The organism is Streptomyces sp. NPDC046900 (assembly GCF_040644975.1).
GTDB lineage: Bacteria > Actinomycetota > Actinomycetes > Streptomycetales > Streptomycetaceae > Streptomyces.
The window spans coordinates 1-24,085 of record NZ_JBEYXD010000090.1 but is presented as its reverse complement, the minus strand read 5'-3'; the positions used below and the strand labels follow the sequence as shown (position 1 = coordinate 24,085).

General features: G+C 68.8%; 25 protein-coding genes and 6 pseudogenes. 13 read left to right on the top strand and 18 right to left on the bottom strand.

Annotated elements, in window-relative coordinates; genetic code table 11:
* Positions 1–217: 217 nt before the first annotated feature.
* From ABZ904_RS42530 to ABZ904_RS42510, 5 genes and pseudogenes are all read right to left on the bottom strand, one after another.
* Entirely contained in the window at positions 218–1,099 is an 882-nt protein-coding gene (locus tag ABZ904_RS42530; RefSeq protein ID WP_359409857.1) for an ABC transporter substrate-binding protein, read from the bottom strand.
* Positions 1,100–1,234: 135 nt separating this feature from the next.
* Entirely contained in the window at positions 1,235–1,990 is a 756-nt protein-coding gene (locus tag ABZ904_RS42525; RefSeq protein WP_359409859.1) for an SDR family oxidoreductase, read from the bottom strand.
* A complete protein-coding gene (locus ABZ904_RS42520; protein ID WP_361829469.1) occupies positions 1,987–2,616 on the bottom strand; it encodes a helix-turn-helix domain-containing protein in 630 nt (209 codons plus the stop codon). Before ABZ904_RS42520 ends, ABZ904_RS42525 begins: the two co-directional genes overlap by 4 nt.
* Before the next feature lie 294 nt (positions 2,617–2,910).
* Positions 2,911–5,085: a SpoIIE family protein phosphatase gene (locus ABZ904_RS42515; RefSeq protein WP_361829467.1), complete on the bottom strand. Its 2,175-nt coding sequence runs from the start codon at positions 5,083–5,085 to the stop codon at positions 2,911–2,913.
* A 212-nt stretch (positions 5,086–5,297) separates the two neighbouring features.
* Positions 5,298–5,662: pseudogene (locus tag ABZ904_RS42510) on the bottom strand (3-oxoadipyl-CoA thiolase); the annotation flags it as partial.
* A 195-nt stretch (positions 5,663–5,857) separates the two neighbouring features.
* Here ABZ904_RS42510 and ABZ904_RS42505 point away from each other — a divergent pair.
* Positions 5,858–6,070 (top strand): STAS domain-containing protein, encoded by a 213-nt coding sequence (locus tag ABZ904_RS42505; RefSeq protein WP_361829479.1) that lies wholly within the window; start codon positions 5,858–5,860, stop codon positions 6,068–6,070.
* Positions 6,071–6,348: 278 nt separating this feature from the next.
* On the opposite strand, the gene ABZ904_RS42500 is transcribed toward ABZ904_RS42505, so the two are convergent.
* From ABZ904_RS42500 to ABZ904_RS42480, 5 genes and pseudogenes are all read right to left on the bottom strand, one after another.
* Complete coding sequence (locus ABZ904_RS42500) at positions 6,349–6,735, bottom strand: fic family toxin-antitoxin system, toxin component (protein ID WP_359409866.1); 387 nt, start codon at positions 6,733–6,735, stop codon at positions 6,349–6,351.
* Positions 6,732–7,028 (bottom strand): DUF1778 domain-containing protein, encoded by a 297-nt coding sequence (locus ABZ904_RS42495; protein WP_359409868.1) that lies wholly within the window; start codon positions 7,026–7,028, stop codon positions 6,732–6,734. The genes ABZ904_RS42500 and ABZ904_RS42495 overlap by 4 nt, the downstream gene beginning before the upstream one ends.
* Positions 7,029–7,284: 256 nt before the next feature.
* Positions 7,285–7,479 (bottom strand): annotated as a pseudogene (locus ABZ904_RS42490) (AAA family ATPase); the annotation flags it as partial.
* 224 nt (positions 7,480–7,703) lie between these two features.
* Positions 7,704–8,030 (bottom strand): annotated as a pseudogene (locus ABZ904_RS42485) (ATP-dependent DNA ligase); the annotation flags it as partial.
* A gap of 48 nt (positions 8,031–8,078) precedes the next feature.
* The gene (locus ABZ904_RS42480; protein WP_359409870.1) at positions 8,079–8,267 is read right to left on the bottom strand and encodes a hypothetical protein; all 189 of its coding nucleotides are present in this window, start codon (positions 8,265–8,267) and stop codon (positions 8,079–8,081) included.
* Between the two features lie 562 nt (positions 8,268–8,829).
* Between ABZ904_RS42480 and ABZ904_RS42475 the strand changes: the two genes are divergently transcribed.
* The gene (locus tag ABZ904_RS42475) at positions 8,830–9,108 is read left to right on the top strand and encodes a hypothetical protein (protein ID WP_361829464.1); all 279 of its coding nucleotides are present in this window, start codon (positions 8,830–8,832) and stop codon (positions 9,106–9,108) included.
* A gap of 103 nt (positions 9,109–9,211) precedes the next feature.
* On the opposite strand, the gene ABZ904_RS42470 is transcribed toward ABZ904_RS42475, so the two are convergent.
* Entirely contained in the window at positions 9,212–9,691 is a 480-nt protein-coding gene (locus ABZ904_RS42470; protein ID WP_359409874.1) for a DUF6328 family protein, read from the bottom strand.
* 240 nt (positions 9,692–9,931) lie between these two features.
* Here ABZ904_RS42470 and ABZ904_RS42465 point away from each other — a divergent pair.
* From ABZ904_RS42465 to ABZ904_RS42440, 6 genes and pseudogenes are all read left to right on the top strand, one after another.
* Positions 9,932–10,516 (top strand): annotated as a pseudogene (locus ABZ904_RS42465) (IS5/IS1182 family transposase); the annotation flags it as partial.
* Positions 10,516–10,842, top strand: a pseudogene (locus ABZ904_RS42460) (GvpL/GvpF family gas vesicle protein); the annotation flags it as partial. The pseudogenes ABZ904_RS42465 and ABZ904_RS42460, both read left to right, overlap by 1 nt.
* A 293-nt stretch (positions 10,843–11,135) precedes the next feature.
* A complete protein-coding gene (locus ABZ904_RS42455; protein ID WP_361002778.1) occupies positions 11,136–12,167 on the top strand; it encodes an AI-2E family transporter in 1,032 nt (343 codons plus the stop codon).
* A gap of 1,181 nt (positions 12,168–13,348) precedes the next feature.
* The gene (locus ABZ904_RS42450) at positions 13,349–13,540 is read left to right on the top strand and encodes a hypothetical protein (RefSeq protein WP_359411256.1); all 192 of its coding nucleotides are present in this window, start codon (positions 13,349–13,351) and stop codon (positions 13,538–13,540) included.
* A gap of 312 nt (positions 13,541–13,852) precedes the next feature.
* The gene (locus tag ABZ904_RS42445; RefSeq protein WP_359411258.1) at positions 13,853–14,716 is read left to right on the top strand and encodes a PPK2 family polyphosphate kinase; all 864 of its coding nucleotides are present in this window, start codon (positions 13,853–13,855) and stop codon (positions 14,714–14,716) included.
* Positions 14,717–14,924: 208 nt separating this feature from the next.
* Entirely contained in the window at positions 14,925–15,110 is a 186-nt protein-coding gene (locus ABZ904_RS42440; protein ID WP_359411259.1) for a DUF5133 domain-containing protein, read from the top strand.
* Between the two features lie 136 nt (positions 15,111–15,246).
* On the opposite strand, the gene ABZ904_RS42435 is transcribed toward ABZ904_RS42440, so the two are convergent.
* Positions 15,247–15,366: an ANTAR domain-containing protein gene (locus tag ABZ904_RS42435; protein ID WP_359411264.1), complete on the bottom strand. Its 120-nt coding sequence runs from the start codon at positions 15,364–15,366 to the stop codon at positions 15,247–15,249.
* Positions 15,367–15,908, bottom strand: a pseudogene (locus tag ABZ904_RS42430) (serine/threonine-protein phosphatase); the annotation flags it as partial.
* A gap of 309 nt (positions 15,909–16,217) precedes the next feature.
* Here ABZ904_RS42430 and ABZ904_RS42425 point away from each other — a divergent pair.
* Entirely contained in the window at positions 16,218–16,412 is a 195-nt protein-coding gene (locus ABZ904_RS42425) for a hypothetical protein (protein WP_361002783.1), read from the top strand.
* Positions 16,413–16,573: 161 nt separating this feature from the next.
* Positions 16,574–16,900: an ANTAR domain-containing protein gene (locus tag ABZ904_RS42420; protein WP_361829461.1), complete on the top strand. Its 327-nt coding sequence runs from the start codon at positions 16,574–16,576 to the stop codon at positions 16,898–16,900.
* 42 nt (positions 16,901–16,942) lie between these two features.
* Here the strand turns inward: ABZ904_RS42420 and ABZ904_RS42415 are convergent, their stop codons facing one another.
* Positions 16,943–17,161, bottom strand: coding sequence for a hypothetical protein (locus ABZ904_RS42415; protein WP_361829459.1), 219 nt, complete (start codon positions 17,159–17,161; stop codon positions 16,943–16,945).
* A gap of 428 nt (positions 17,162–17,589) precedes the next feature.
* Positions 17,590–17,976, bottom strand: a complete 387-nt coding sequence (locus ABZ904_RS42410; protein WP_361002789.1) for a DUF6221 family protein — start codon at positions 17,974–17,976, stop codon at positions 17,590–17,592.
* Positions 17,977–18,309: 333 nt separating this feature from the next.
* On the opposite strand from ABZ904_RS42410, the gene gvpJ reads away from it, so the two are divergent.
* Complete coding sequence (gene gvpJ, locus ABZ904_RS42405) at positions 18,310–18,720, top strand: gas vesicle protein GvpJ (RefSeq protein WP_359408240.1); 411 nt, start codon at positions 18,310–18,312, stop codon at positions 18,718–18,720.
* Between the two features lie 521 nt (positions 18,721–19,241).
* Here gvpJ and ABZ904_RS42400 read toward each other — a convergent pair.
* The 3 genes from ABZ904_RS42400 to ABZ904_RS42390 form a co-directional block, all read right to left on the bottom strand.
* Positions 19,242–20,483, bottom strand: coding sequence for a SpoIIE family protein phosphatase (locus ABZ904_RS42400; RefSeq protein WP_361829457.1), 1,242 nt, complete (start codon positions 20,481–20,483; stop codon positions 19,242–19,244).
* A 97-nt stretch (positions 20,484–20,580) separates the two neighbouring features.
* Complete coding sequence (locus tag ABZ904_RS42395; RefSeq protein WP_361829455.1) at positions 20,581–20,823, bottom strand: hypothetical protein; 243 nt, start codon at positions 20,821–20,823, stop codon at positions 20,581–20,583.
* Positions 20,824–21,404: 581 nt separating this feature from the next.
* Positions 21,405–22,877: an aminotransferase class I/II-fold pyridoxal phosphate-dependent enzyme gene (locus ABZ904_RS42390; RefSeq protein ID WP_359408231.1), complete on the bottom strand. Its 1,473-nt coding sequence runs from the start codon at positions 22,875–22,877 to the stop codon at positions 21,405–21,407.
* A 137-nt stretch (positions 22,878–23,014) separates the two neighbouring features.
* Here ABZ904_RS42390 and ABZ904_RS42385 point away from each other — a divergent pair, with 137 nt between their 5' ends.
* Both ABZ904_RS42385 and ABZ904_RS42380 read left to right on the top strand, forming a co-directional pair.
* Positions 23,015–23,206: a hypothetical protein gene (locus ABZ904_RS42385; protein WP_359408228.1), complete on the top strand. Its 192-nt coding sequence runs from the start codon at positions 23,015–23,017 to the stop codon at positions 23,204–23,206.
* Between the two features lie 66 nt (positions 23,207–23,272).
* Positions 23,273–23,599, top strand: a complete 327-nt coding sequence (locus tag ABZ904_RS42380; RefSeq protein WP_361829453.1) for a plasmid stabilization protein — start codon at positions 23,273–23,275, stop codon at positions 23,597–23,599.
* The last annotated feature ends 486 nt before the right edge of the window (positions 23,600–24,085 follow it).

Here is a 24,085-nt window from a genome sequence, read left to right as displayed (position 1 = left end):
GTTCGGCTTCCAGCTCCTCCACCCGCACCGGGGCAGCCGCCTCGCGAGCCTCCAACTCTTCGAACAGCGAACCCATCAGCTGCCCTCCTCCACCCCCACGGTAGAGACGAGCTACCCCGCGCACGGCCCCGAGCAGCGTTCTCCCAACTCAACACATCACTCGAGAAGAGCCGCACCCAACGAAGAAGTCAACGACCCCACGCCCCCGCCGCACAGGTTAATAAGGTGTGGTGGTTGCGGTGCGGTAGAACTCGGTTGCGGCGACGGTGGCGGGGACGCCGAGTTCGGCGGCGACTGCGGTGATCGCGGTGGCGCCGACGGCGAGGTCGGCTTGGCCGTCGGTCGTGAAATACGGTGCGATGAAGGTGTCGTAGTGGGCTCGGGCTTCGCCTGCGGTCTGTCCGTGGAGGAATGTCTGGATGTGCCGCACCGTGGTGTCGGGGTCGGTGCGGATCACCTGCAGGGCACGCCGGTGGGCTCGTAGGACGGCCTGGACTGCGGGGTCGTCCGGGTGGATATAGGTGGGGTCGACGGCCACGCCCACGGTGGGGATCTGGAAGTGGTCGCCGATCCAGGCCAACACCTGCCAGCCGTGCTCGGCGGCTACCGCCTCCGGTGCCATGGTACTGCCGACCAAGGCGGCGTCGATCTCGCCGTTGCGCAGCCGGCGCAGGTCCATGCCATAGTCGCCGGGCGGGCGGACGATGGTGTGGAGGTCGCGGTCCGGGTCGAGGCCTGCCTTGCGCAGCACGATCCGGGTAAAGCACCCGGGTGCGGTGTGGGGGGCGTGGACCGCCAGCCGTCGGCCGGCCAGGTCGGCCAGCGAGGTCAGGCCGGGGCGGGCGAGGAACCAGAACAGCGGGCGGTGGGTGTTGACATTGAGTGCGACCCAGGGGGTGCCGTCGGTCAGTCGGGACAGCAGTGCTCGGCCGAGCCCGATGGTGGCGCCACGGCGCAGCCGCTCCTCGTCCCAGGTGCAGCCGTCGCGCAGCGCGACGTGGACGCCCTCGTCGGCGTAGTAGTCCTGCTGGTCCGCGATGTAGGCGGCCAGTTCCTCATGCAGGCCCCGCCCGACATAGGCGAGATCAATGGTGTGCATGAACCTTTTTCCTTCGTTCGTGTCACGTCATGCGCCCGTGTATCGGGGGCGCTGCGGTCCATGGCGCTGAGGGGTCGGTGTGCCGGGTGCGTGCCGACCGGGACGGTATGCCCGGGCGCGGGGGACAGTGACGCGTCAGTACATGGACATTCCGCCGTTGACCGCGGCCGTGGTTCCGGTCATGAAGGCGTTGTCCTCGCCTGCGTAGAAGGCGACCGCTTGGGCGACGTCGGCCGGGTGCGCCAGGCGGCCCAGGGGGGTAGCGGCCACCTGCCGCTGCTTTTGCGCATCGTCGAACACGTCAGCTGCCATGCGGGACTCCACCGGGCCGGGCGCGACGATGTTGACCGTGATGCCCTGCGGGCCCAGTTCCTGGGCGAGGTACCGGGCGAACTGCTCCAGTGCGGCCTTGGCCGTGCCCAGTGCGATCATGCCCTCCCGGGGCCGGCGGCTGAGGCCGGTACCGAGATAGATGATGCGTCCCCAGCCCTGTTCCTTCATGGCGGGCAGGACGGCTTTGGTGACCGCGAACGCCGCATGCATCTCGGCGTCGAGCTTGCCGCCCAGTTCTTCCCACGTCATGTCCTGAAACGACTTGACCGCATACGGGATGAGCGCGTTGTGCACGAGTACGTCGATGCCGCCCCATGCTGCCTGGACCTGCTCGACCATGCTCTCCACCGCCGCCACTTCGCGCACATCGGCCTGCACGGCCATGGCCTGGCCGCCCGCGGCCTCGATGTCGGCCACGACCTCCTCGGCCGACTTGCTGCTGCGGAGGTAGTTGACCACCATGCGCATCCCTCGCTCGGCCAGAACGCGGGCGGTGGCCGCACCGATCCCGCTGCTGGCCCCTGTCACCAATGCCACCCTGCCGGTTGACCCAGTCATGGGCCCGCCTCCTCCTCATCATCGCGGGCCGTCGCAATGACCGCCCCTAGTTGGTCGTCGTCGGTGCCGGGGCGTGCTGAGCGGATCGTCCCGTAGAGCACGGTGTCGACGGTCGCCCGCAGCAGATCCGCCGCGGTCCAGTCGAGCTCGAGCGGCAACCGCGAGGTGAGCAGCCGCTCCAACGCGCCGCGGATGATCTCACTGAGCAGCTCGGGCGGCGTCGACAGCAGTGCCTGCCGGTGTCCGTCCCGGAGCAGCTCGTCGAGCCGCCGGTAGACCACCGCGTCCGTGCGCTCCTCCACGTACTTGCGCAGCATCGCATCCCCGCCCCGCCCGGTCGCGAGCTGAGCCGCGCCGATCCGCCCGAGTTCGCTGCCGGCCGCGATCAGGAGCCGCTGGACCCGCACATCGAACGGCTGCCCTTCCGCGTCCTCGACCGCCGTCACCAGCGTGCGCTCCACTGCTGCGAACTGCCGCTCCAGCACCGCGGTCAGCAGGCTGCGTTTGTCCGGGAAATGACGGTAGATCGTCTTCTTGCTCATCCCGAGCTCACGAGCGAGATCGTCCATGCTCACCCGCGCGAAGCCCGGCGCGAGGAACAGTCGGCCGGCCGCCTCCACGATCACCTCAGCACGCTGCCCGCTATGTTCCGAAACTGAAGGAACTAGTTTAGTTTCCATGGTTTCCATCATGGCTGCCCTCTTCGTGCTGTCAAGGCACTCTCTCCGGGCGTGCGGGGCTGCGGGGCGGAAGGCCGTGATCTTGGTTGGTGCGCTGCGTGGACGCGGGGCTTCTCCACACGCAGGCCGGAGCGGATCGCGAGGGCGCGCCGACGATGCTGATCGACTCCATCCGCGTGTCCTGCGGCTGCACCGTGACTGGTCGGCCCGTCGGCCGGCCCCGTGGGACCCGCGGGTGCCCTACTCGGCGGTGGTGAGCCCGATGAGCAGCAAGGCGATGTCGTCTGTCCGGGGGGCGGTGTGCCGTGCATGGTCGATCAGGGTTGTGGCGAGCTGGTCCATGGGCTGGGGCCTGGACTGGGCGAGCTGGGCGGCGAGCCCGGCCATGGCGTCGTCCAGGTCGACCCCGGGTGTTTCGACGAGTCCGTCGGTGTACAGGGCGAGGACTGTGCCGGCCGTCAGCGGGATCTCGGTGGAGGGATAGTCCGCGTTGGGGTCGATGCCGAGCAGCAGTCCGGGCGGTAGGGCGAGGACCTCGGCGTGCCCGTCCGGGTGGCGCAGAACCGGCGGGGGGTGCCCGGCAGTGGCGAAGACGGCCCGGTGGCGTGCGAGGTCGAGATGGGCGTACAGGCAGCTGACGAAGCGGCCCGTATCCATGTCGACCAGCAAGCGGTTGATCTGCGCGAGGGCCTGCGCCGGCGTGGCCCCGGCGAGGGCCTGGGAGCGGATGGCGGGGCGGATCCGGCCCATGAGCGCGGCGGCCGTGACGTTGTGGCCCTGGACGTCGCCGATGACTGCGGCCGCGGTGGTGTCGTCCACGCGGGCCACGTTGTAGAAGTCGCCGCCGATGTCCATGCCGCGGGTGCTGGGCAGGTAACGGGCGGCCACATCCAGTCCGGGAAGGTCGGGCAGCGAGGCGGGGAGCAGAGCCGCTTGAAAGGTCTGCGCGAGCTCCTTGCTGGTGTCGTAAAGGCGGGCTCGTTCCAGCGCCTGAGCGATCAGTCCCGCAAGTGCGGTGAAGACGACCCGTTCTTGGTCGGGGAAGGGGTGGGGCCGGTCGAAGGCGAAGACGCACGAGCCCACCGGATGCCCGGAGGCAATCAGTGGCAGAAAGGCCCACGCGTGCTGACCTTTCTGGCGGGGGGCGGGCGGGTAGGCATGGGACAGCTCCTCGAAGGTGGCGAAGAAGGCCGGCACTCCGGTGGTGAGGACCCGGACCGCGGGCGCCGGGAGGGTCAGTGGCGCTCCGTCGAACTGCTCCAGGAGCCGGGGGTGGTATCCGCGACAGCCGATGACACGCATTCTGCCGTCCTCGGCCGCGAGCAGGGCCACGGTCCGGGCTCCGAAGGCCGGCAGCATCTCTTCTGTGACCAGATCGACCACGTCGCCCACGCCCACGGCTTCGGAGAGGGCGGCGGCCAGGTGCAGCACCCGGTAGACCTCTCCCAGGGGGATCGGCTCGCCGTGGGGCGCCCTCGTCCTGGTGGGCGCAGTCTGAGAGGCTCCGCCCGGATCGGTCGGCGAGATACGGACGCTCACCCCGGACCCGTCGGGGTACAGCTCGAATGCGAGCCACCGGTCCGGCGGGAGCATGGCGGCGTAGTAGCCGGGCTTGCGACTGACCACGGCGGCGCGGAAGTGGTCCTCGAAGGCCGAGTCGGTGCACCAGGGCAAGGACTGCCGGGGGCGTGTGCCGATCAGATCGTGGATGCTCCGGCCGAGCAGAGCGGCGGCGGTGGCACTGACGTAGGTGAACCTGCCCTCGAGGTCGAGGGAGCAGCTGCCCCCAGGCAGCCGCTCGGCGAAGTCCGCCGCGGCCAGCGCCTCGGCCGGTGCCCGCTTGAGGGCGGGCGCCTGCAGCAGGCTGCGTGGTGCCGGTCCGGGACCGACGGCGTGGCCGGTGTCGGCGGCGTCGCGCAGGAACCGCCCCAGGCGCCGGCAGACGGCGCGAACCCGCTCGGGGCTCGGACCGGCGGTCCCGGCGGTGTCGGAGCCGGGCCAGAACAGCAGCAGCGCGCCCCAGACCGTCGTGCCGGTGAGGATCGGCGCCGCGGCCGCCGCATGGTGGTACGGCAGGGCGATCGCCGTGCGCGGGTAACGACGGGCAAACTCCTCGGGGTCGCCGAGCCAGACCAGCCGCCGTTCGCGTACCGCCTCGGCCACCGGAACGGGACTCGACAGGGCCACCGCGAACCACGGCGCGAGATACTCCGCCGGTATGCCCGCGGTCACCTCCAGCCGCAGCGCCCGCCCGTCGGACGCCAGCAGGAAGACCGCGCCCGCGTGCATGCCCGTGTCGCGCACGGCCAGCTCCAGCAGCTGGTCCAGCGCGGCCCGGCGTACCAACTCGGTGGCAGGCGAAGGGGGGCGGGACCCGTAGGACTGGGCGGCGCCGTCTTCCCCTATGGCGCACATACCAGCACCGTACGTCCGCATCAGCCGTCCCCGCGCGGGAGGCCTGGCTGCCGGCCCCGAGGGTGCTTCGGGGATGATCGTCCGGGCACCAGGCACACGCTGACATGGCGGGCGCTCTTTAACGCTCTACGGGCCGGGCTGGTCCGTCGCGCAGCTCAACCGGTTCTGGGGTTGTCGCAGCCGGGATCGACGGCGCTGCGGGCGAATCCGTGTCAGCGTTCGAGGACGAGGACGAGGGCGAGGCCCTGGCCCACGCCGATGCAGAGGGTGCCGGTGCCGGAGCCGTGGCGTGCGAGTTGGTGGGCGACGGTGCCGGCGAGGCGGGCTTCGGAGACGCCGAGCGGTGGCCGAGGGCGATGGCGTCGCCCTCGGGGTTGAGGATCGCGGGGTCGAACTCGGGCCATTCGGCGAGGCAGCCCTGGACCTGGGCGGTGAAGGCCTCGTTCAGATCGAGCATGTCGAGGCTGGCGAGGGTACGGCCCGCCTTGGTCAGGGCCCGGTTGACCGCTTCGACGGGGGCGAGTCCGAACCAGTGAGGGTCGATTGCGGACACCCCGGTGGCGCAGACCGCGGCCACGGCCGGCGATGTCGTGCCTTCCACCGACCCGCAGACGTTCCAGGAACCGATATCCGCCGGTGCCACCCCTGCCCTCGATCGGGCAACGTCGCAGTTCCCGGGAATCCGATCGCTCCGGCCACCAGGCCGGCCTGTAGCACTCCCGCGGAGTCGGCCGGGGAGTCGGCGGAGGTCGTCGCCAACGTGGGCGCCTAGATACCGACATGCGAGCAGGAAACCGGACCACGCCTGCTGCGGCCATCCATCGTTGTACAAGTCCACGGTGAGGCGGACGTGCCCACCGTGCCGCAGATCCGGGAACACGTAGTCGACCTGATCGAACAGGGCCGTCGCCGCTTAGTCGTCGATCTTCTCGGTGTGACGTTCATCGACTCAACCGGCCTGGGCGTGCTCAGCATCTTGGAGTAGAAGTGCCACCCGCACCGGAGCCGCCTGCGCAGCCCACCCGATCAGGTGTCTGTCGGGCGCCTGGACGAACGGAGGATCGCCACGCAGGGGCGGGTCCCCAACCCACGGTTCCGGCTCGGCACGAAGACCGGAGGGCGGGTGGACGGCAACCCGCTGGGGTACGTCCGGCCTTCGGGGGGCTTCGCAGCGCACAGCTCCACACCACATCGGGACGCAGAGGGTGGAGATACCCGCCACCTGGTGGCGGTGGGTCCCCTGCGCCCGTCCGGCAGGCGCGCTCAGCTGCTGGTCCAGGCCCGTAGCTGGCGGGCGATCCGGGCGACGCCGAGAGCTCCGGACGCGGCGTCCCGCACGAGGGCGACCGCTGCTTTGGGGGGATAGTCGAGACGGCACCCGTTGAGCATGAGGAAGGCTTCGGTGGCGTGCCAGGCGAAGGCCTCGTTGGAATGCTCCAGGCACGGCAGTTTCGCCAGGGTCTGCAGCAGTGCGGCCGCCTTGAGGTGCAGCGAGCCGTAGATGTCAGTTTCCAGCGCTCTGGCGTTGACCCGGCCTACCGCGGCATACAGCGACCCGTAGTCGTCGACCTGGGGGTCACCGTCGAGCAGTTCGGCAGCGTGCAGCAGGAACGTGACCTCGAGCGGGTGGAATCCCTCCGGCTGACTCACGCGGCGTGGCCTCGCTGCTGGTCCTGGAGATCGTGCAGCGCTTCCTGCTCGGCGGATCGGTGCTCAGGACTGGGGTCGATGCTGCTGGGTTCCGCCGCGAAGGCGTCGCCACTGTGGGCCATCGAGGCCTTAAAGTCCGCAAGGAACCGGTTCTCGACCTCGGTGGCGCGAGCGTAGGCGGCCGACAGGATGAACTCCTGCATGCTCACCCCTGCCTGCTTGGCGGCAGCGGCGATCGCCGCTCGCTGCTCGGGGTCCGGGAAGCGCAGATTCAAACCTTTGGGATCCGGCATGACACCTACGGTACCAGTGGTACCAAGATTCCGTGCCCGCCGAGCAGAACCGTGGGTCAGCAGCTTCATGCGCTGCGACCCCAGCCGGGAGCGCTCAGCTCCGTCCGCAGTGGCGAATACCCGCGGTCTTACTCGGGTGGGCTCAACGATTTAGGTGGGTCGGCTTCGCCTCGGCCGGCGTAGGCGTGGAGGCCTGGATCAGTTCGGTTCGGCCCCCACCAGGACCTCGACGGGGAGCAACTTCGGATGCTGTCCGCGCGGCGCTGATGCGGCGCTCAGAGCGGCGGCGGGCCCGGTCGTCGCACTCGGCCAGGAGGAGCTCGGCGAGGTAGCCAAGGTAGGACATCTACTCGCGGCTGGCGGTCTCTGCGAGGTCGGGGAACTGGGGGCGGGTGGTGGGCAGTCGGGGCATGCGGCATGCCTGGTCAACGGCGGTGTTGGCGGCCTGCTCGTGAGTCGTCGCCGGCGGGGAGGGGACACGGCGTTCTCCTCTTTCAAGGGGTGGGGCGAGCCACTCCTGCGCGGTCGCCGCCTCGGTGCCCCTCGGGCACAGCGTCCATGGCGTGCCAAGTTCGAACCCGGTGACCAGCTCCTCCAGTCGCGCACCCGCCCGGCGTACAGCACACGCGGCAGCTCCTCGCCGGCGACCTGGAGGGCCTCGAACGCAACAAAGTGCGCTGGCAGCGCCTGGGAAAGGCTCTTGGCCTCGGCGGCGCTGGTCGCCGTCCGACGCTGGAGCGCCTCGAACGGCAGCTGGTCGCCCGTCCACACGACCAGCTCGCCATCCAGGACCAGGCCGCCGGGAAGTTGCGCACCCGCGGTGGCAAGCTCGGGGAAGCGGGCCTCGACGAGACTGCCCCGACGCAGCTGCACGTGGACTTTGCCGGACTTCGAGGCGGGAGTGAAGATGAGCGCGCGGTACCCATCGAACTTCGGCTCGTAGGCGAGGCTTCCGGGCAACGCTCCCGGGCCGGGCAGCGTGTCGCGTGCTTGGGCGAGCATCGGCTCTACGGGCGGCCGCAGCACCATCCCCTTACGTCGCCGCGACGCTCAAGCGCCAGGATGCGCCGGCGCCTTGAGTCTCCAGCCACTACCGCTGCACTCCTGGTGCAGAGGCGGGAACCGGTGGCCCTTCACATCGGTGCTGTACTCGTGGCCCTGCCCGCAGTCGCACTCGTAGATCCCGGAGACGGGAACGATCTCGCCGGGGTGGTGGGCCTGCTCGGTGTCTTCACTCATGGAGCCTGTCTACGCCGCGGCCAGGGACACCGCACGCCTGTGGGTGGCGACCGGGTGGATCCGTCCGTTGGCGACGTACATTCGACGCATCGACGAGGTGCCCAGACGCATCGCCTCCGCCACGGACCGAGTGTCCGCAGCGATATGCCCACCCGCAGGGACCGTGTCCCCGCGGCCAGGGCTCACCTGGCGCTACGGGCGAAGCGCCCAGCCCGTATGTCCCCGCTGCCAGGCAATCGAACGGAACGGCCAACCCGGCGGACGAGTAGGCGCGCCCCGTCAGGACACGGCGGAGTCGCCGTAGCAGACTCCGGCAGGCCAAAGACACGACGTTTTTCACTCAACCGGCGTTCCGGTGCATCTCGATCAGATGAGCGCGCCTCCCACCTGGTGCCGTCGAGGTGGGAGGCGTGCTCTCCACGGACTTCCGGCAGCCTGAGCTGGGGGGAGGACACCAGGCCGCGCGGCGCCACGCCCAGCCTGACCCGGCAGCAGCATGGCGGCCACTCGGCGTTGCCATGCGGGTGGGCAAGCATGGCGGAAGCGGCCATGCATCGCGCTGATGGAGGAGCATGCGCATGCGACGCCCGAGGGCGAGGCTGGAGCTATGGCAAAACGCCGCGTGATCGTTTATCCGCCGTCCGAGACCGGCGGTCGACGCGTGCGCATCGACGGCGTGATCCTCGGGACGGCGTACAGCCTGCAAGATCTCAGCGTGTTCCTCTGCCGTGCCGGCATTGAAGGCTGGACCGAGGTCAACCCGCTGGTCGAGGACATCGTCGAGTCCTACGCGGACCTCATCGAGTGGCGGGGCGGTGGGCCGGACATATGGGAGCGTTGAGACGCTGTCAGTGCGCCTGGCTGACCCAGTCCTGTCTGCTCAGCCGTCGCAGCTGAGGCGCCACTGGCTCTCCAGCCTCACGAGTCCGCTGGGCGGTCGCCCCTCAGGATCGTCGTAGAGACCACGGCAGCACGAACCACAGGCACGCGAACATCGCAGTGGTCGCGGCCGTGATGGCGATAGCTGCGATATGGCCAAAGACGACGTCCATGAGCAGGAGAACAGCACCGTTGATCGCCAGTGCGAGGAACATCAGGCCGGCTTCCGCATACCGGGCAGACAGTGCCACGATGCGGGGCTTAGCGCCGCGGTGAAACAGCCCGCGATGCAGGGCCACCGGCGTAGCGAGAACTGCGGCGGTAATGACGGTTAGCAGGAGTGTGGCGGCATAGATGCCGCGCTGGAAGGCGCTGAGTTGCGGAAAACGGCTGGTGAAGGCTACGCCGAGCAGGAAGGCGAAGAGAATCTGCACACCGGTCTGGGCGACGCGCAGTTCCTGGAGCAGCTCGACCAGATTGCGGTCGGCCCGCTGCTCGGGTGTTTCGTAGCGCGGCGGCTGTGGCATCTTTGGCTCGGTCGGCATGACCCTCACTTTCCGCGCGACCATCGCGACATGCGACTAGGAGCAGGCACACGAATTACCTGCTTACCTGCGGACGTGACGGCATCCCCGCCACCACCAGACGGCCCGGTTGACTCGAGGCGCTGAGCTCGACCATCGACCTGATCGAATGACGCGGTCGTGGGGAGCACTGACGAGTTGGTGCGTGATAGCGGGTGAAGCGTTGCCACTGGTGGGTGGCATGATCCGCTGGTGGCGATCATGGCCAATCGGGCGGTTCTGGCGCATCGGCTGTTCACGGGGGTTTCCCGGCGTCATCTGGCTTGCCTGATCGAGGGGTTGGCCCAGCCGTGGCAGGCCGGTGTCGAAGTTCGCCGTCACGAAGCACGGGGAAGGCCAAGGAGGCGGGCTGCGGGAACCGGAGCCCGGCATCAGCTGGTCTTCGTCGACCGACTGGTGGCCCCCTTCATCCGCCTGCGGCACGACCTCCTGCACTCGGTGCTGGGACTGCTGTGCGGCGTCGACCGCTACACCATCATTCGCGGGATCGGGGAGATACGTACTCTCCTGGCCCAGCGGGGCTGCGCGGTCCCCGACCGTCCTGGCCTGCGCCTGCGGACCCTGTCGGACGTGTTCGCCTATGCCCGGGCCGAAGGCATCGAGCTCCGCCTGGACGCCGCCGAGATCCAGGTCCGCCGGCCTTTGGCCGGACGTGGCGGACGTCGCGTTCGTCTCGGGCAAGAAGAAGCAGAACACTATGAAGGCCACCGTCGTCGCCGACCACCGGGGCGCACGTCATGGGCCGATGCCCTACGGCCCCTGCGGATGCATGACACGACTGCCGCGGGGAGATGATCGCCGCCGCCGTCCAGGAACGCGAGGCGACGGACGCAGAGTTGCTTCACCAGGCGCTGACACCGATTGCCAAGGCAGTCAGCGCCGGACCGCACAGCCCCGGCTGGCCGGCCAACCTCTCCTTCCTGGTGGAGCGCCGATCAGCGGAGCACTTCCTGGCCGCGGTCGACGAATTCCGCCAGAAGCACCCGCACCTCGAACTCCGTGTCAACGGCCCGCTGCCGCCGTTCAGCTTCGTGGAGACCGCCTCATCCCGGCAGCCCGGAGGCGGTACCGCGGAAGCGTTCAGAAACGCGGCAGCCCAGCCGAACGAATGAGAGGCGCCCCTCGCTCGGCCGCGCGCAACGGGCCTACCTCAGGTCATGACCCAATCGCCGTGAGACCGTTGCCGGTGAGGTGGCTGATCCGGCGATTGTGCGACTCCTGCGGGCCAGCGCGGCAACACGCCGGCCTGGCTCACCGCCTGCATCACCAATGACTTGCCCGCGCTGGAGGTGCGCGCATGAGTTCAAAGCGGCCGGCTCCTGGCGACAGCCCTGCGAGCGGCCCGCAAGAACCGGCATCCGGCGCGTCCGCGGGGGCGGGCGGCTTGCCTACCGGCAGGGGCGGGATGCCCGGTCGGGACGGCCGATGGTTCCGCGTCGGCTTCTGGCTCGGCCTGGGGGGCACGGCGGCCTGGCTGACCCTGCACGCTGTGCTTCAGGTCAGCCAGCTTCTGACACTGATTCTTCTGGCCCTGTTCGTCGCCATCGGTCTGGAGCCGGTGGTGGCCTGGCTGATCCGGCACCGCCTGCGGCGCGGCTGGGCGGTGGCGGTGGTGGTCGCCGCGTTGTTGCTCTTCCTTGCCGGGTTTGCAGCACTCATCGAGCCGCCGGTCGCACACGAGGTGACCGCGCTGATCAAAGCGGTCCCCACCTGGCTGCAGCAGCTTCACGACCACCACTCCGCGCTGGGAAGGCTGGAGGACCGCTACCACATCGTCTCCAGGGTCAAGCAAGCGCTCAGCTCCCAAGGCGCGTCCGGTGTCGTGGGCGGACTGCTCGGTGCCGGTAAGACCGTGTTGAACGCACTCACCTCACTGGTCATCGTCATCATCGTGACGCTCTACCTGATGGCGGGACTTCCCGTGATCAAGCGTTTCTGTCTCCGTTTCGTTGCGGCCAGCAAGCGCGGCCGTGCTCAGGAGATCACCGATGAAATCCTCAACCGGACCGGCCGGTTCCTCCTGGGCAACATCGCCACCTCCGTCATCGCCGGACTCGCCACATTCGCCTGGTGCTGGGCCGTCGGCGTGCCCTACCCGGCAGCGCTGGGCGTCTTCGTCGCCCTGATGGACCTTGTCCCCATCGTCGGTTCCACCCTCGCGGGCGTCATCGTCAGTCTGGTCGCACTGTCCGTGTCCTTGCTCATCGCCGGACTCACGGCCGGCTTCTACACGGCCTTCCGCCTCGCCGAGGATTACCTGATCATGCCCAGGGCAATGAAGTACGCGGTCGACGTCCACCCCATCGTCACCATCGTCGGTGTCCTGGTCGGCGGCGCGCTGCTGGGCATCATCGGCGCCCTGGTGGCCATTCCCGTAGCAGCCGCACTCGGCATCATCCTCGATGAGTACGTCTTCACCCGCACCGACGCCTCGTGATCATCAACCACGGCCTCCCCCGAAGGTGCTCACCGCCGAACTCGACCAACGCCACGCGCTGACCAGGACTTGACCGGTCGGTCACGTTCGCGGCCAGATGGCGAGAGCTACTGCTCGGGCGGCGCCGAGGAAAACATAGCCACGCTCGTGAGCGTCTGGCGGTCGAATACGTCACCGGCTCCGTCTTGGCGGACATCAGCGTCTCCGAGCCCGACGAGTAGCCTCCGCGTCTGCGCACACCACGCGGCTGCACCGCTGGGCGCATGGTGCAACCGCGCGGGCGCTTCCGCGGGCTCTTCCGGATCCACGGGCTGCGCAGGCGACGCCGGAGAATCGGGCCCGCCGCCCCGCCCGCCTGTGTGATCATCCTGCGTTCCGTCCGGTTGTCGGCCCCCTGCGGCGCGCCAGCATGGCACCACCACTTCCCCGAACAGCTCATACACGCTCACCTGGACGCGCCAGGCACCACGACGCACACCACCGATGATCACAGTGGTCACCGCAATGCCGACCATCACCGCCCGTCCCTTGAAGGACACCAGCAGCCTCGTCCCACGTGCGCAATCAGCGACACTGCTGCGGCGATCACCGGACCCCGGCCGGGGAGCTTCCACGCACTGCTCAACGAACGATCAAGGGATCAGAAACAGCCCACGAGATCTTCGACTGCGGGCCGTGCCCGGTCCGCATGGACACTACGAGCCCGCTGGCGTTCTCCTGGAAGGCCCCAGGAAGAGGAAGGGGATGCTGGTGCACGAGGCGATCACGGTCGCCGTTCGGACCACTGGTTCCGGCAGCCGCCGGATGTCGGTGGCCGAGGAACTCGACGTCGCGACTGCGCCGGAGTTCCGTACAGCGTCTCTGACTGGCTTGGCGAGGCTCAGACGCGCCGCCCGCCGGGCGGCCGAGTGGACCCGAGGTGCGCGGAGGCCCGGCTCGATGGAGTGTCAGGATCACGCAGCGCAAGAGCGTGCGGGGTGGCAGGGAGCACGATGTGGAGGTGGCTCTCGACGAGCTTTACACCAGCCCGGCCGGAGCCGCTGATCGGGCCGCAGGACGTCCTGAAGTTCGCGGCGGCCCCGCAAGCGGCCGAGGTCTACGGCTGGCAATACTCAGTGGTGGCCGGGTGACGCCCGCATGTTCACAGTGCCCTGGACTTCTTGTCGTCCCAGTGTCTTCCGTTGCACGACCCCGTGCGGCTCCAAGGCGAACTGCTGGCCGCCATCCGGGAGGCAGGGACGCTCAGGTTCGAGGACCTGGTCGAGGCGACGCGGCTCCCGGTGGTCGCTCGCGCACACGCGACACATCTGCTCTGGCGCCGACAGCTGGCCACGGATCTGGGCACCACCATGAGGGATGGTTCGCCCGTCTGACTCGGTTCCTCACCACGGCGGCACTCGTGACCGCCCGCGGCTGGGGCCTTCGCGATATCGCCATCGGCGCCTGCCTGCTTCTGAACGGGGTCGGGTGGTGGGTCGAGTCGATCGAGCCACAGCTCGGCTGGCTCCGCCTGCTCGACGAGGCCGGACGGGAGGAAGAGCGGACGATTCGCTGGTTGACCCAGCACCCGGACGTCCACATAGGCGCGCCATCGTCGCCTGCCGGAGCACCGGTGTCTGGACGGGTAGCACGGTCCGTCGCCCCGGCGCACCATCGGGGGAACCGACGCGAGGAGGAGGTGCGCCATGGCGAGGAAGCGCGACGAGGAGGCGCTGCGTGACCTGCTCCGCCTCCCCGTCGGCGAGCCGGTCGACCTGTCCGTGTACGACACCGGCGCGCTCACCGGCGGCCCCGACAACAAGGCCGCCGGGCTCGCGGCCACCGCCCGGATGGGCAAGGAGCTGGCCGGCCTGCAGGAACGCCTGTGGGCGGCGGCGACCACCGGGGACCGCCGACGGATACTGCTGGTGCTGCAGGGCATGGACACCAGCGGCAAGGGCGGCACGGTCAAGCACGTCATCGGTCTGTTCAACCCGGCGGGCTGCTCCATCCACGCCTTCAAGGCCCCCACCTTCGAGGAGCGGCAGCACGACTTCCTCTGGCGGGTAGCAAAGGCGCTCCCGCGCCCCGGCGAGATAGGCATCTTCGACCGCTCACACTACGAGGACGTCCTGATCGCCAAGGTCCGCTCCCTGGCCCCGATCGCCGAGCTCGAGAGTCGCTACGACCGGATCAACGGATTCGAGACGTCCCTGACGGACGACGGGCTGACGATCATCAAGTGTTTCCTGCACATCTCGTACGACGAACAGCTGCGCCGACTGCTGAAACGCCTCGACACACCGCACAAGCGGTGGAAGTTCAACCCCGGCGACATCGACGAACGGGCCCGATGGCCGGCCTACCAGCGGGCGTATGAGACGGCCCTGACCCGCTGCGCGACCCTGGCCGCCCCCTGGTATTTGGTCCCGGCCGACCACAAGTGGTACCGCAACTGGGCCATCAGCAGGCTCCTACTGGAATACCTGCGCGCGCTGGACCCCCAGTACCCGGCGGCCGATTACGACGTGGAGGAATGCCGTGCTCTGCTGCTGGCGCAGGACGGCTGACTTGCGGGAGCAGTGGCAGCCGGGTGGGTGCACTGATGGACGGATTCAGACCCGCGTTCTACGGAGGCCTCAGAGCACCGACCGAAGCGGGGGCTTTGGACTGGCCGGTCGCCTTGGCCGTCGGCGGAGCCACCTGGCTGCTCCGCAGTGGGCGGGAGGCAAGGGTGATCATGGCGCATACTTCGCTCTTGCGGGAGCTGGTCGAACGATGCGATGTGAAACGCTCAGGCGCCGCCTGAGCGCGGACGACAACGCCGAGACCGCCCAACACCTGGACGACGCGTCCTACACACTGTGCGTGATCACTGGAACCCGGGAGCTGGACACAGCTCTATTCGTCGCCCGGAGGCAGATGACCGAAGGCATGCGACGAGAGCAGCCCCTCCGACGCTGAGCACAGCCTCCCTAAACGCCAACCCGTACGCCGACAGCAGCGCTACCGTTGGCCGGCCCCGGTGTCCCACGACCCGCGTGACCGTCCAAAGGCTGCCAACACACGGCTTGAAAAGCGAAAGGTCGCCCGAACGACTTCACAGGCTGCCCTGCTCGCAGACACGGCGGGCAACCTCGCGGAGTTTGATGTTGTTTTCCTGGGAGTAGCGGCGCAGCACGTCGAAGGCTTGCTCTTCGGTGAGGTGGTGTCCTCCCATGAACTCGGCCGCGTCGCAGCAGGCAGCCGAGGGCAGCAGCTGACGCTGGATCTCGGCGGCCAGGTTCATCGCCGTGGTGCGCCGGCCCCAGTGGTACAGGTCGGTGAAGCGGCGGTCGGTGACGATGATGTAGGCCAGCGCGTGCGCAGCCTCCGCGACCTGCTCCAGCACCTCCTGCGTCACACGGGGCAGGAACAGTTCCAGCACGCCGATCGTGTCGCCGCGGTTGGTGACCGGGCAAGCACCCGATACCCCTTCCCGTTCCCGCCGTCCTGCGCCTGCACCAGCTTCTGGGTGCGCAGCACCTCGTTGTAGACACTGCCGGGCAAGGGGATCTGCTCGGCCCGGCGGCCCTGCTGCGTATCCGCCTCCTCGCTGACCCGCACCACCTGCCGGCCTACGATGTCGACGAACAGGAACGACACGTACCGCGCGCCGAACCGGTCTCGCAGATTGCGCGCCACCACGTCGACAGAAGCCACCGGCGCGGCATCCTCCGCCGCGGCCAGGACCTCGGCCAGCCCCATTCGATCACGCACCACGTCAGCCTCCCTGAGGAGAAGGGTCTCCTTCCCGCAGGACCCCACGCATCACCGGGCACACCCCATACCAAGAGTGACCCAGACCACTCCGATTTCGGCGACACCCACTCACGGTTGATGGCACAGGCCTGACCACGGGGCGGGCCCGCATGACCTCCGTCAGGCTCCGCGAGGGTGCCCGCTTGTCAGGCTCCGCACCTACCTCGCCGCGCGGCACGTAGCAGCGTGCGGCCGACGGTGCCGCGGTACGGACCCATTCGGCGGGCATGGCGTTGGCGGGCTGCGCGCCTCCGGGGTGAGCATGGATGCATGGTGGAACACACAACCATCGTGAACGGCATTACCCGGAACAAGACCCATCGGGGCGGGTGGGTCGAGCATGAGCCGACCGGGCGCGCAGTGGTGCGATGCACCTGTGGTCTCGACAGCGGGATCGTGTCGGAAACCCAGGCACTGCAGATCGCCGATGATCACCGCCGGGCGACCGCGGAAGCCCGCGTCTGAGGCCACCCGCGCCCAGCCGATTGCTCACCGTGGCGTCGGTGGTGCCCCTGTTGCCCCCAGTCGCCTCCAGTGTGAGGGTGAAGGGAAGACGCAGGCGTAACTGGCACAAGGCTGGACAGGCGCACCAGGAACGCGGACGCCCCCCATGCCTCGGAGGCAACGTGCACAGCCACTCGCACAAGCTCCCTCTCCCGGTCCAGGAGCCGGAAACCCACGCTGCCGACGAGATCCAGCAGCTACAGACCAAGGTTGCCCAGCTTCAGCGTGCGGTGTGTTCCCACGCGGTCATCGACCAGGCCATCGGCGTCGTTGTCGCCATTGGACACCTGACACCGGCGGATGCCTGGGACTTGCTCCGCGAGACATCCATGTGCACAAACACCAAACTGCGGCACGTGGCCGAGTTGGTCATCATTCTGGGTACCACCGGCAGCCTCACGGCAGACATTCGCGAGGAACTGGCCCGCAGGCTGAGCAGCGACAGCTGATCTCATCGTCCCGACTACACGTGGCAGGGCGCCTCGGCCTTCTCACGGTCTCGCCGACCACACCTCCGGGCCACCACCGTGCCACTCGATCACGAGCGACTCGGCCACCTCCACCTCATCCCAGCCCTCCACGCCAACGCGGTCCAGGAACACGCTTAAATCGTGCAGGCTGTGCGCGGTGCCAAGGGTCTGATCGTCGATCTGGATACGCCGACCGCCTGTTTTGTCAGGCGGCGACACGATCACACGAGGTTCGGCCATTCCACCGGCCTCACTCCTCCCACGCTGGCAGGCATGCGGGGAGGGGCCCGTTGCGGCACGTGACCCGCCTCGCCCTCATGAGGGAGGGAGCGGCGAGGCGGGCCTGAGGGGTGAGATAGATGTCGTGACGAGCTCACTGTGACATGCGGGGCGTGCCTGGTCAGGTAGCTCCGGGTGCGCCGACCCCTTTCGGGTGAGGGGCCTGTCAGCTGGTCAGACGAACCGCCGGCCGCACCGCCGACCGTCCTCGCCTGCCTGGACGGTCAGTCGCATGCCCGGCAGATCATCGACCCGGACGCCGACGGCGGCTGCGATTTCCTCAGCCGGGTAGCGCTACGGCTCGGCGCGCACCGCCGGCGGGACGTCGGTGACGATCTCGGCCTGGTCGTCGAACGGCAACCCCAGATGGACCGTCATACGCGCGCTGGTCACGGGCGCCACTCGTCGCGGTAGCCGGGCCGGCCCGCGTAGGGCAGGGCGAGCATGCGCAGCAGGTCGTCCCAAACGCCACCTGTGGGTGGCAATTCCGTCCGTCGGACGTGGTTCCCGCGCAGCTCGAACTCGTACAGCAGCCGCTGCTTGGCGTCGACCTCGCGCAGCACCCGCACCGGATCATGCTCCACGATATGCAGGGCATCCGCCGTCGACTCGAACACCGACGCCTTGCCACCCGACCGATCGCCCGCGACGACCTCCGTTCCGTCCGCTGCAATGATCGACTCGTCGTTGACGGACCAAGGGCCGTCGGTGGCCGCGTGGGCAATCCGTGCGTCCTCATCGAGTTGGACGCGCAGCCACTGAATCAAGTCATCCATGACGCTCACTCTGCGCCGGTAGGCGCGTCGGCGCTCGACGGCTTGGGCGACGGTGCCGCTGTACCAGCGGTGTGCGCGGATCGCGTCGTCGACGTGCAGGGACCTTGCGGCCCCGGGTGCCGCTCGACGGCCGGGCGGTCGACGTGATCACGGACGAACACGGCGACATTCGCACCGTCGGCCGGCGCTGCGCTGACCGCACATATGTTTGATCCAAATGAGCGGGGTTACTTGGTGAGGTTCGCCGGTGGCAGTCGCGTCCGTGCATCTCATCCGGATGCGGCCGCCGGACTGGGGCGATGGGCCACGGGATAGGCGAGGGAGGTGGTCAGGGTGAGCGTGGTGGCAGCGCAAGGCGGAGGCGGAGGAGGGTCCAGTGGCCTGTACGACGTACTGGACCTAGTACTCGACCGAGGGTTGATGATCGACGCGTTCGCGCGGGTCTCCCTGGTCGGAATCGAAATCCTGAAGATCGATGTGCGGGTCGTAGTGGCGAGCGTGGACACCTACCTGCGGTTCGCCGAGGCTTGCAACCGCGTGGACCTGGAGGCAGGCCCACGCAAGCCGGTCGGACTGCCGGAGATCGCCGGCGGCCAGCTCACCGGTTCAGGCAGTCAAGCCAGGACGAAGGGGGCCCTGTCCGGCACTGCGCAGACCGACTCCGATGCCTTCCAGCAGGCGCGCGACGAGGGCCACGAGAGGGAAACCGCACGGCCGCGCCACCGCCGGGATGAGGAACGATGAGCACCTACGTCTACGGCGTCAGCCATAGCTCACACGCCCCCGCTGTCTGAGCACACCGCAGGCATCGACGAGCCGCCACGCCCAGTGCGCATCCTTCGGGAATCGGAGCGGGCACAGATCACGGGACGTTCGGCCACGCCACCAGCCTCACTCGTCCCGCGCCGGCGTGCAGGCGGAGAGGGCCCCGTCTGCGGCACGTGGCCCGCCGCGCCCGATGAGGGGTGCGGCCGAGGCGGGCCTGCGGGATTCGAAAGATATCCGTTCCCAGCAACGACGCTCACTGTGACACGCAAGGCCTGCTTGGCGAGGTAACTGCGGCCGCTCCGAACCGCAACCGGACAGCCGGCTGCCCTCCCCCAGCCTCGGCGCTCAGCCGTAAGCCCGGCAGATCATGGACCTGGATGCCGACGGCTTCGGCGATCTCCGCGGCCAGGTAGCGCTTGGCTGCTCTTCGGGCGGCCTCTCGGCGCAGACCGATACGGCACGCCCAAGACGTGCCCGTACTGGCGCTACGAGAGGGCCTACAGGCGGACGACGATCAATGCGATGTCGTCGTGTCCGCCGCTACTGACGCCGAGGCGGGACAACAGGGTGTCAGCCAAGTGCTCGGCGCTGAGACGGCAGTTGGCGGCCAGGACATCGGTGAGCCGGTGCAGGCCTGCGTCGATGTCCTCCCCGCGGCGCTCGATCAGCCCGTCGGTGTAGAGAACGAGGGTGCCGCCGGGGGCATAGGGAACGGCGGCCTTGGGGCGCGGAGTATGGCGCGGGCGGGCTCCCAGCGGCGGATCGGTGGCCTGGTCGAGCAGCACGCAGGTGCCTTCCGGGCGGACGAGGACCGGTGGCGGGTGGCCGGCGCTGCTGTAGCTGATGTGCCAGTGGCGGGTGTCAACAACGGCCTTGACCACGGTGGTCGCCAGTGCCCCTTCGACCGAGCGGGCATAGAGGCCCAGGACCTCTATTGCTTTGGCGGGATCGCGCAGGGCGCGCACGGCGGCGGACAGGGCACTGCGGAGCATACCCATGACGGCGGCGGCCTCCAGGCCGTGGCCGACGACGTCGCCTACGGCGACGGAGAAGCCGCCGTCGGGCAGGTCCACCACGTCGTACCAATCGCCGCACACGTTGAGCCCTTTGGCCGCGGGCAGGTAACGCACCGCGACGTTTCGGTGGTTGTCCAGGTCCGGCGACTGCAGCATGGCCTCCTGGAGGGTGACGGCGACCTGCCGTTCCCTGGCGTGAGCCTGCCGCAGTTGCTCGTTCACCAGCTGGAGCTCCCGCGCCCGCGCATACAGTTCGGTCTCCATGGCCTGCCACTCGCTGACCGTTTGCCTTGACTGTGGCTGCTCAGCATGGGCGAGCACGAACGCGGTCACGTCCTCCACACGGTGGATGATCAAGGCCACCTCTCCATCCGGCCCGAGCATGGGGGTGTTGATGGGGGACCACCACCGCTCCTCGAACGCCCCCGGGCGGTCGGGCACGGGAATGTCGTACTTCTGCATCGCCATGGTGTCCGGCTCCTTCGAGCGCAGGACCCGGTGCATGGAGGCGCTCAGGTTCCGAACCCCGTCGGCGTCCGGGTCTGCCGGGTTGTCGGGGAAGGCGTCGAAGAGATATCGGCCGACCAGGTGATCCCGATCGTGTCGGGTGGCATGCAGGTATGCCTCGTTGACATCGAGAATCACAAGATCGGGTCCCAGCACCAGGTACGGAGTGGGTGTGGAAGCGAACAAGTCCTTGTAGTCGATGTGCGGTGTAGTCACAGACGCTCGCCCCTTCCCATCCGACGGCCCCTCCCTCAGCAGCCTCTCGTCAGGACCCCCACGCCTCTGCCCCGCCGCCACACCACTCGATCAGGTCCTAGGCCGCCTCGACGAGGTCCTCGGCCATCTGGTTCACCCCGGTCCAGTCTTCAATGCCGGCACGTTCGAGGAACACGCTGAGATCTTGCAAGCTGTACGCCCTCACGGGCATGTCGCCGTCGACCTGCACGCGCCGACCGCCCGTCTTGGACGGCGGGAAGACGATCATGCGGTGCTTGGCCATGACACCAGCCTCGCGCGCAGGCGCCGAATGCGCATACCCCGGCTCGGTGGAGGCCACGCAGGAGGGTTTCGTTGCGCTTGCCCACCCGTATGACCACTCTGGGTGGCCGTCGTCGCGCTGCCGGATCAGGCTAGGCATGACGCCGCGTGGCCTGGTGTCCCCCGCAGGCTGCCGCACGTCCGCGCAGGGCCCGCCTTTCACCCCCGTCGCGACTCGAATGGGGTGCAGGGTGTGCTCGCATGATCGACATGTGGCGGAAAGCCGGCCGCGCGATTCTGGTCGAGTGTGGGTTCGGCCCAAAGGTGGCTGATCTGTCCGGGGTCGTCGCTCAGTTCAGGGAACGGCCTCCGCTTCCCCGGCGTGACTCGCTGCCTGCGCCGACAGCAACCATGTGCTTTCCCACCCCTGCATGGACTTCAGTCCATGCGCCAGAACCGCCCACGTGGGGCGTGCTTGTGTCGGTGTCGTCCTTCCGGGCCTGCTCCTTGAGTTCCTTCGCCGCCTCGTCGGTTGCGGTCGGGACGGCATCCCTGTGAGGGTCGCGCTTGGACGTCTGTCGCATGGCGGGCGGGTAGCACCTGTCGCCCTGGTGACACCCGGCATGGAAGCGCAGCTCCAGGCGTAGGGATGCGGCCGGATCAGCTTTCCACGGCGACGCGGACGGTGTTCAGGTGCTGGTCGGCCGCGTCCGGCAAGAACATGCCGGCCGCGACTCCGGTGGTCAGGTATTCCAGTACGGGCTCGGTCAGGCGCTCGCCGGGCAGAACGACGGGGATGCCGGGCGGGTAGGGGGTGATCATTTCGCCGGCGACCCTGCCGGGGGCCTCGGTGGCGGGAACCGTTGCATGCCGGGCGAAATAGGCGTCACGGGGCAGCTGGACCTGGTCCATCCGTAGATCGGCGGGTGAGGGAACGGCGACGCGGCGAGCTCCACTCAGACGGTCGGCGTGGCCGGCCAGATCGCGCAGGGCGGTGAGCAGACGCGTGGTGGTCTGCTCGTCGTCGGCGTGGGTGAGCTGGGCGCTGATGCGCCGATGGTCGAACAAGTGGACGTCGATGTGATGGTTCTCCCGAAGCCAGTCGGCCGACCGGTAGCCGGTGGTACCCAGCTGGCTGATATCCATCACGATGGGCAGGGGGTCGAAGTCCGCTGCAAGGTCCGGGCCGCAGAAGTCTGCCGCGTCGTTGACGTGGAAACCACCGATCGCCTCGATGACCGTGCGGGTGCGTGCGGCCAGTTCCAGTGCCCGGCCGATGAGTTCCTGGCCGTGCTGGACCATCTGCCGACGCCAGGCGTCGATGCCGGCGTAGAGCAGGACATTCGGGCTGGTCGTGCCGAGCAGGTCGGCCCGCGAGGCCAGCTCGGCGGGATCGATGAGGTTGCCCTGGAGGTGGAACACCGAGCCCTGTTCCAGGCCGCTGCCCATCTTGTGGATGCTGGTCACGCAGATGTCGGCGCCCGCGTCCATGGCCCACGCCGGCAGATCGTCGTGGAAGGGAAGATGCGCCCCCCACGCCTCATCCACGATGAGCGGCTTCTCACGGCGGTGACAGACGTCGGCGATGCCCTCGAGGTCGGCTGCGGCTCCGTACGGGGTCGGACTGGTGACCAGGGCCCCGTCGGCATCGGGATGCTCGGTGAACGCTTTGTCGTAGGCGGCCGCCGACGGGGGATGGGCAATGTGCCGGGTGGCGTCCCACTGGGGCTCGACCCACACCGGCTCAACGCCGGACAGGATGAGCCCGGCGACCACCGACTTGTGCGCGTCGCGTCCGACGAGGAGCCGGTGGCCGGGGCAGGTCACCGTCAGCATGGCTGCCTTCACCGACAGGGAGCTCCCGCACGTCGAAAAGAACGTGTGGTCAGCGTGCACCGCGTCGGCCATGAGCTCCTCGGCCCGGGCCAGTACGCGGGCACGGGTGAGCCGGTCGTCGAGACCGCCGTTGGCCAGGACATCGCCGAAGAACACGGCGTCCCCCAGCACCGCCCGGGCGCGGGGATCCGCGCCGCGCGCCTGCTTGTGCCCCGGCGGCGTGAATCCGAGCTCGTCGACGTCGTGATATCGGGCAAGGGCGTCCAGGACGGGCGCATCATCGTGGTTCAGGCCCATACGTCTGCGGGTTCCCGAAACCGCAACGGACATACCCACGGGCTGCCCAGCAGGATGGCGGATGGCGACTCGCATCGGGTGGCTGGAACAGGGAACTCGCTGTCGTGCATGAACGCCGACACGGGGAGGTGTCTGACATGTCCAACCCGCAGCAACCCGAGCAGCGGCGCAGCCAGAAGGGCGGCGCGACACCGCAGTCCATCGCCGAGCTCAAGGCCCGGCAGATTCAGGAGAAGGGCGGCGGCCACGCTCACGGTACGGACAAGGGCAACAAGGGCGGGGGGAGGGGCGGCGGCGTGCCGCCGGACGATCACTCCGAGCATCCGTGACGCCGCGCCGAACGCCCTTCGGCGCACGTTGAAGTCGCGCCAGCAATGCAGGAAAGGAGAGGCGCCATGCCGGCCGGATCGAGTTCCAAGCGCGAGCGGCAATACGAGCACATCAAGAAGAGCGCCGAGGACCGCGGCGAGTCGTCCAAGCGGGCCAAGGAGATCGCCGCGCGGACGGTGAACAAGGAGCGGGCCAGGTCCGGTGAGTCGAAGACCGCCAGCAGGACCTCCACCCGTGACCCGAAGTCGGCGTCCGAGCGCGGTGGGCAGCGCTCCCACAGCGGCGCGGAAGGACCTACCAGGGACCAGTTGTACGAGGAGGCCAAGAAGCGCAACATCCACGGCCGCTCCTCGATGACCAAGCAGCAGCTGGAGAACGCCCTCGGCCGCTGACAGCCGGTGTCTGGTCTTCTAGGGAGTCACAGGGGCTCTGGGCCGGGCAAGACGTTCGGCCGACGCCATTATCAATGATCACATCGAGCGGGGCGGCGCGGGCGTCCGCGTCGCCCCGCCTGTGCTGGGGGACGGCGCGGCCTACCGCGGGCATGCGGTCGGGCCGCTGGAGGGCGTGGCGCCAATGCCAGGCAGTGACCTGCGCGCAACCGCCTTCAGGAGTGACCAACCCGCCCCGTCGTGGGTATCCGATGTGTTGCCGCATTTGGCCTATGGCCTCACCACTGCTCGGTCGGACCAGGCCCCGTGTTGAGCGTGTCCGGGTCGCTGCAACGCAACGTTGATCCAGCCCAGTGGCCGCGGTGTCCTTCGGCGGCAGGACTGTCGATCTCTGCTGTGCGTGGCCTCGCTCGGTGGGTACCCGGCGGCCGAGGGCGGTGAACGGCACCGCCGAAGCACGGGGAAGGAGATCGACCATGACCCAGC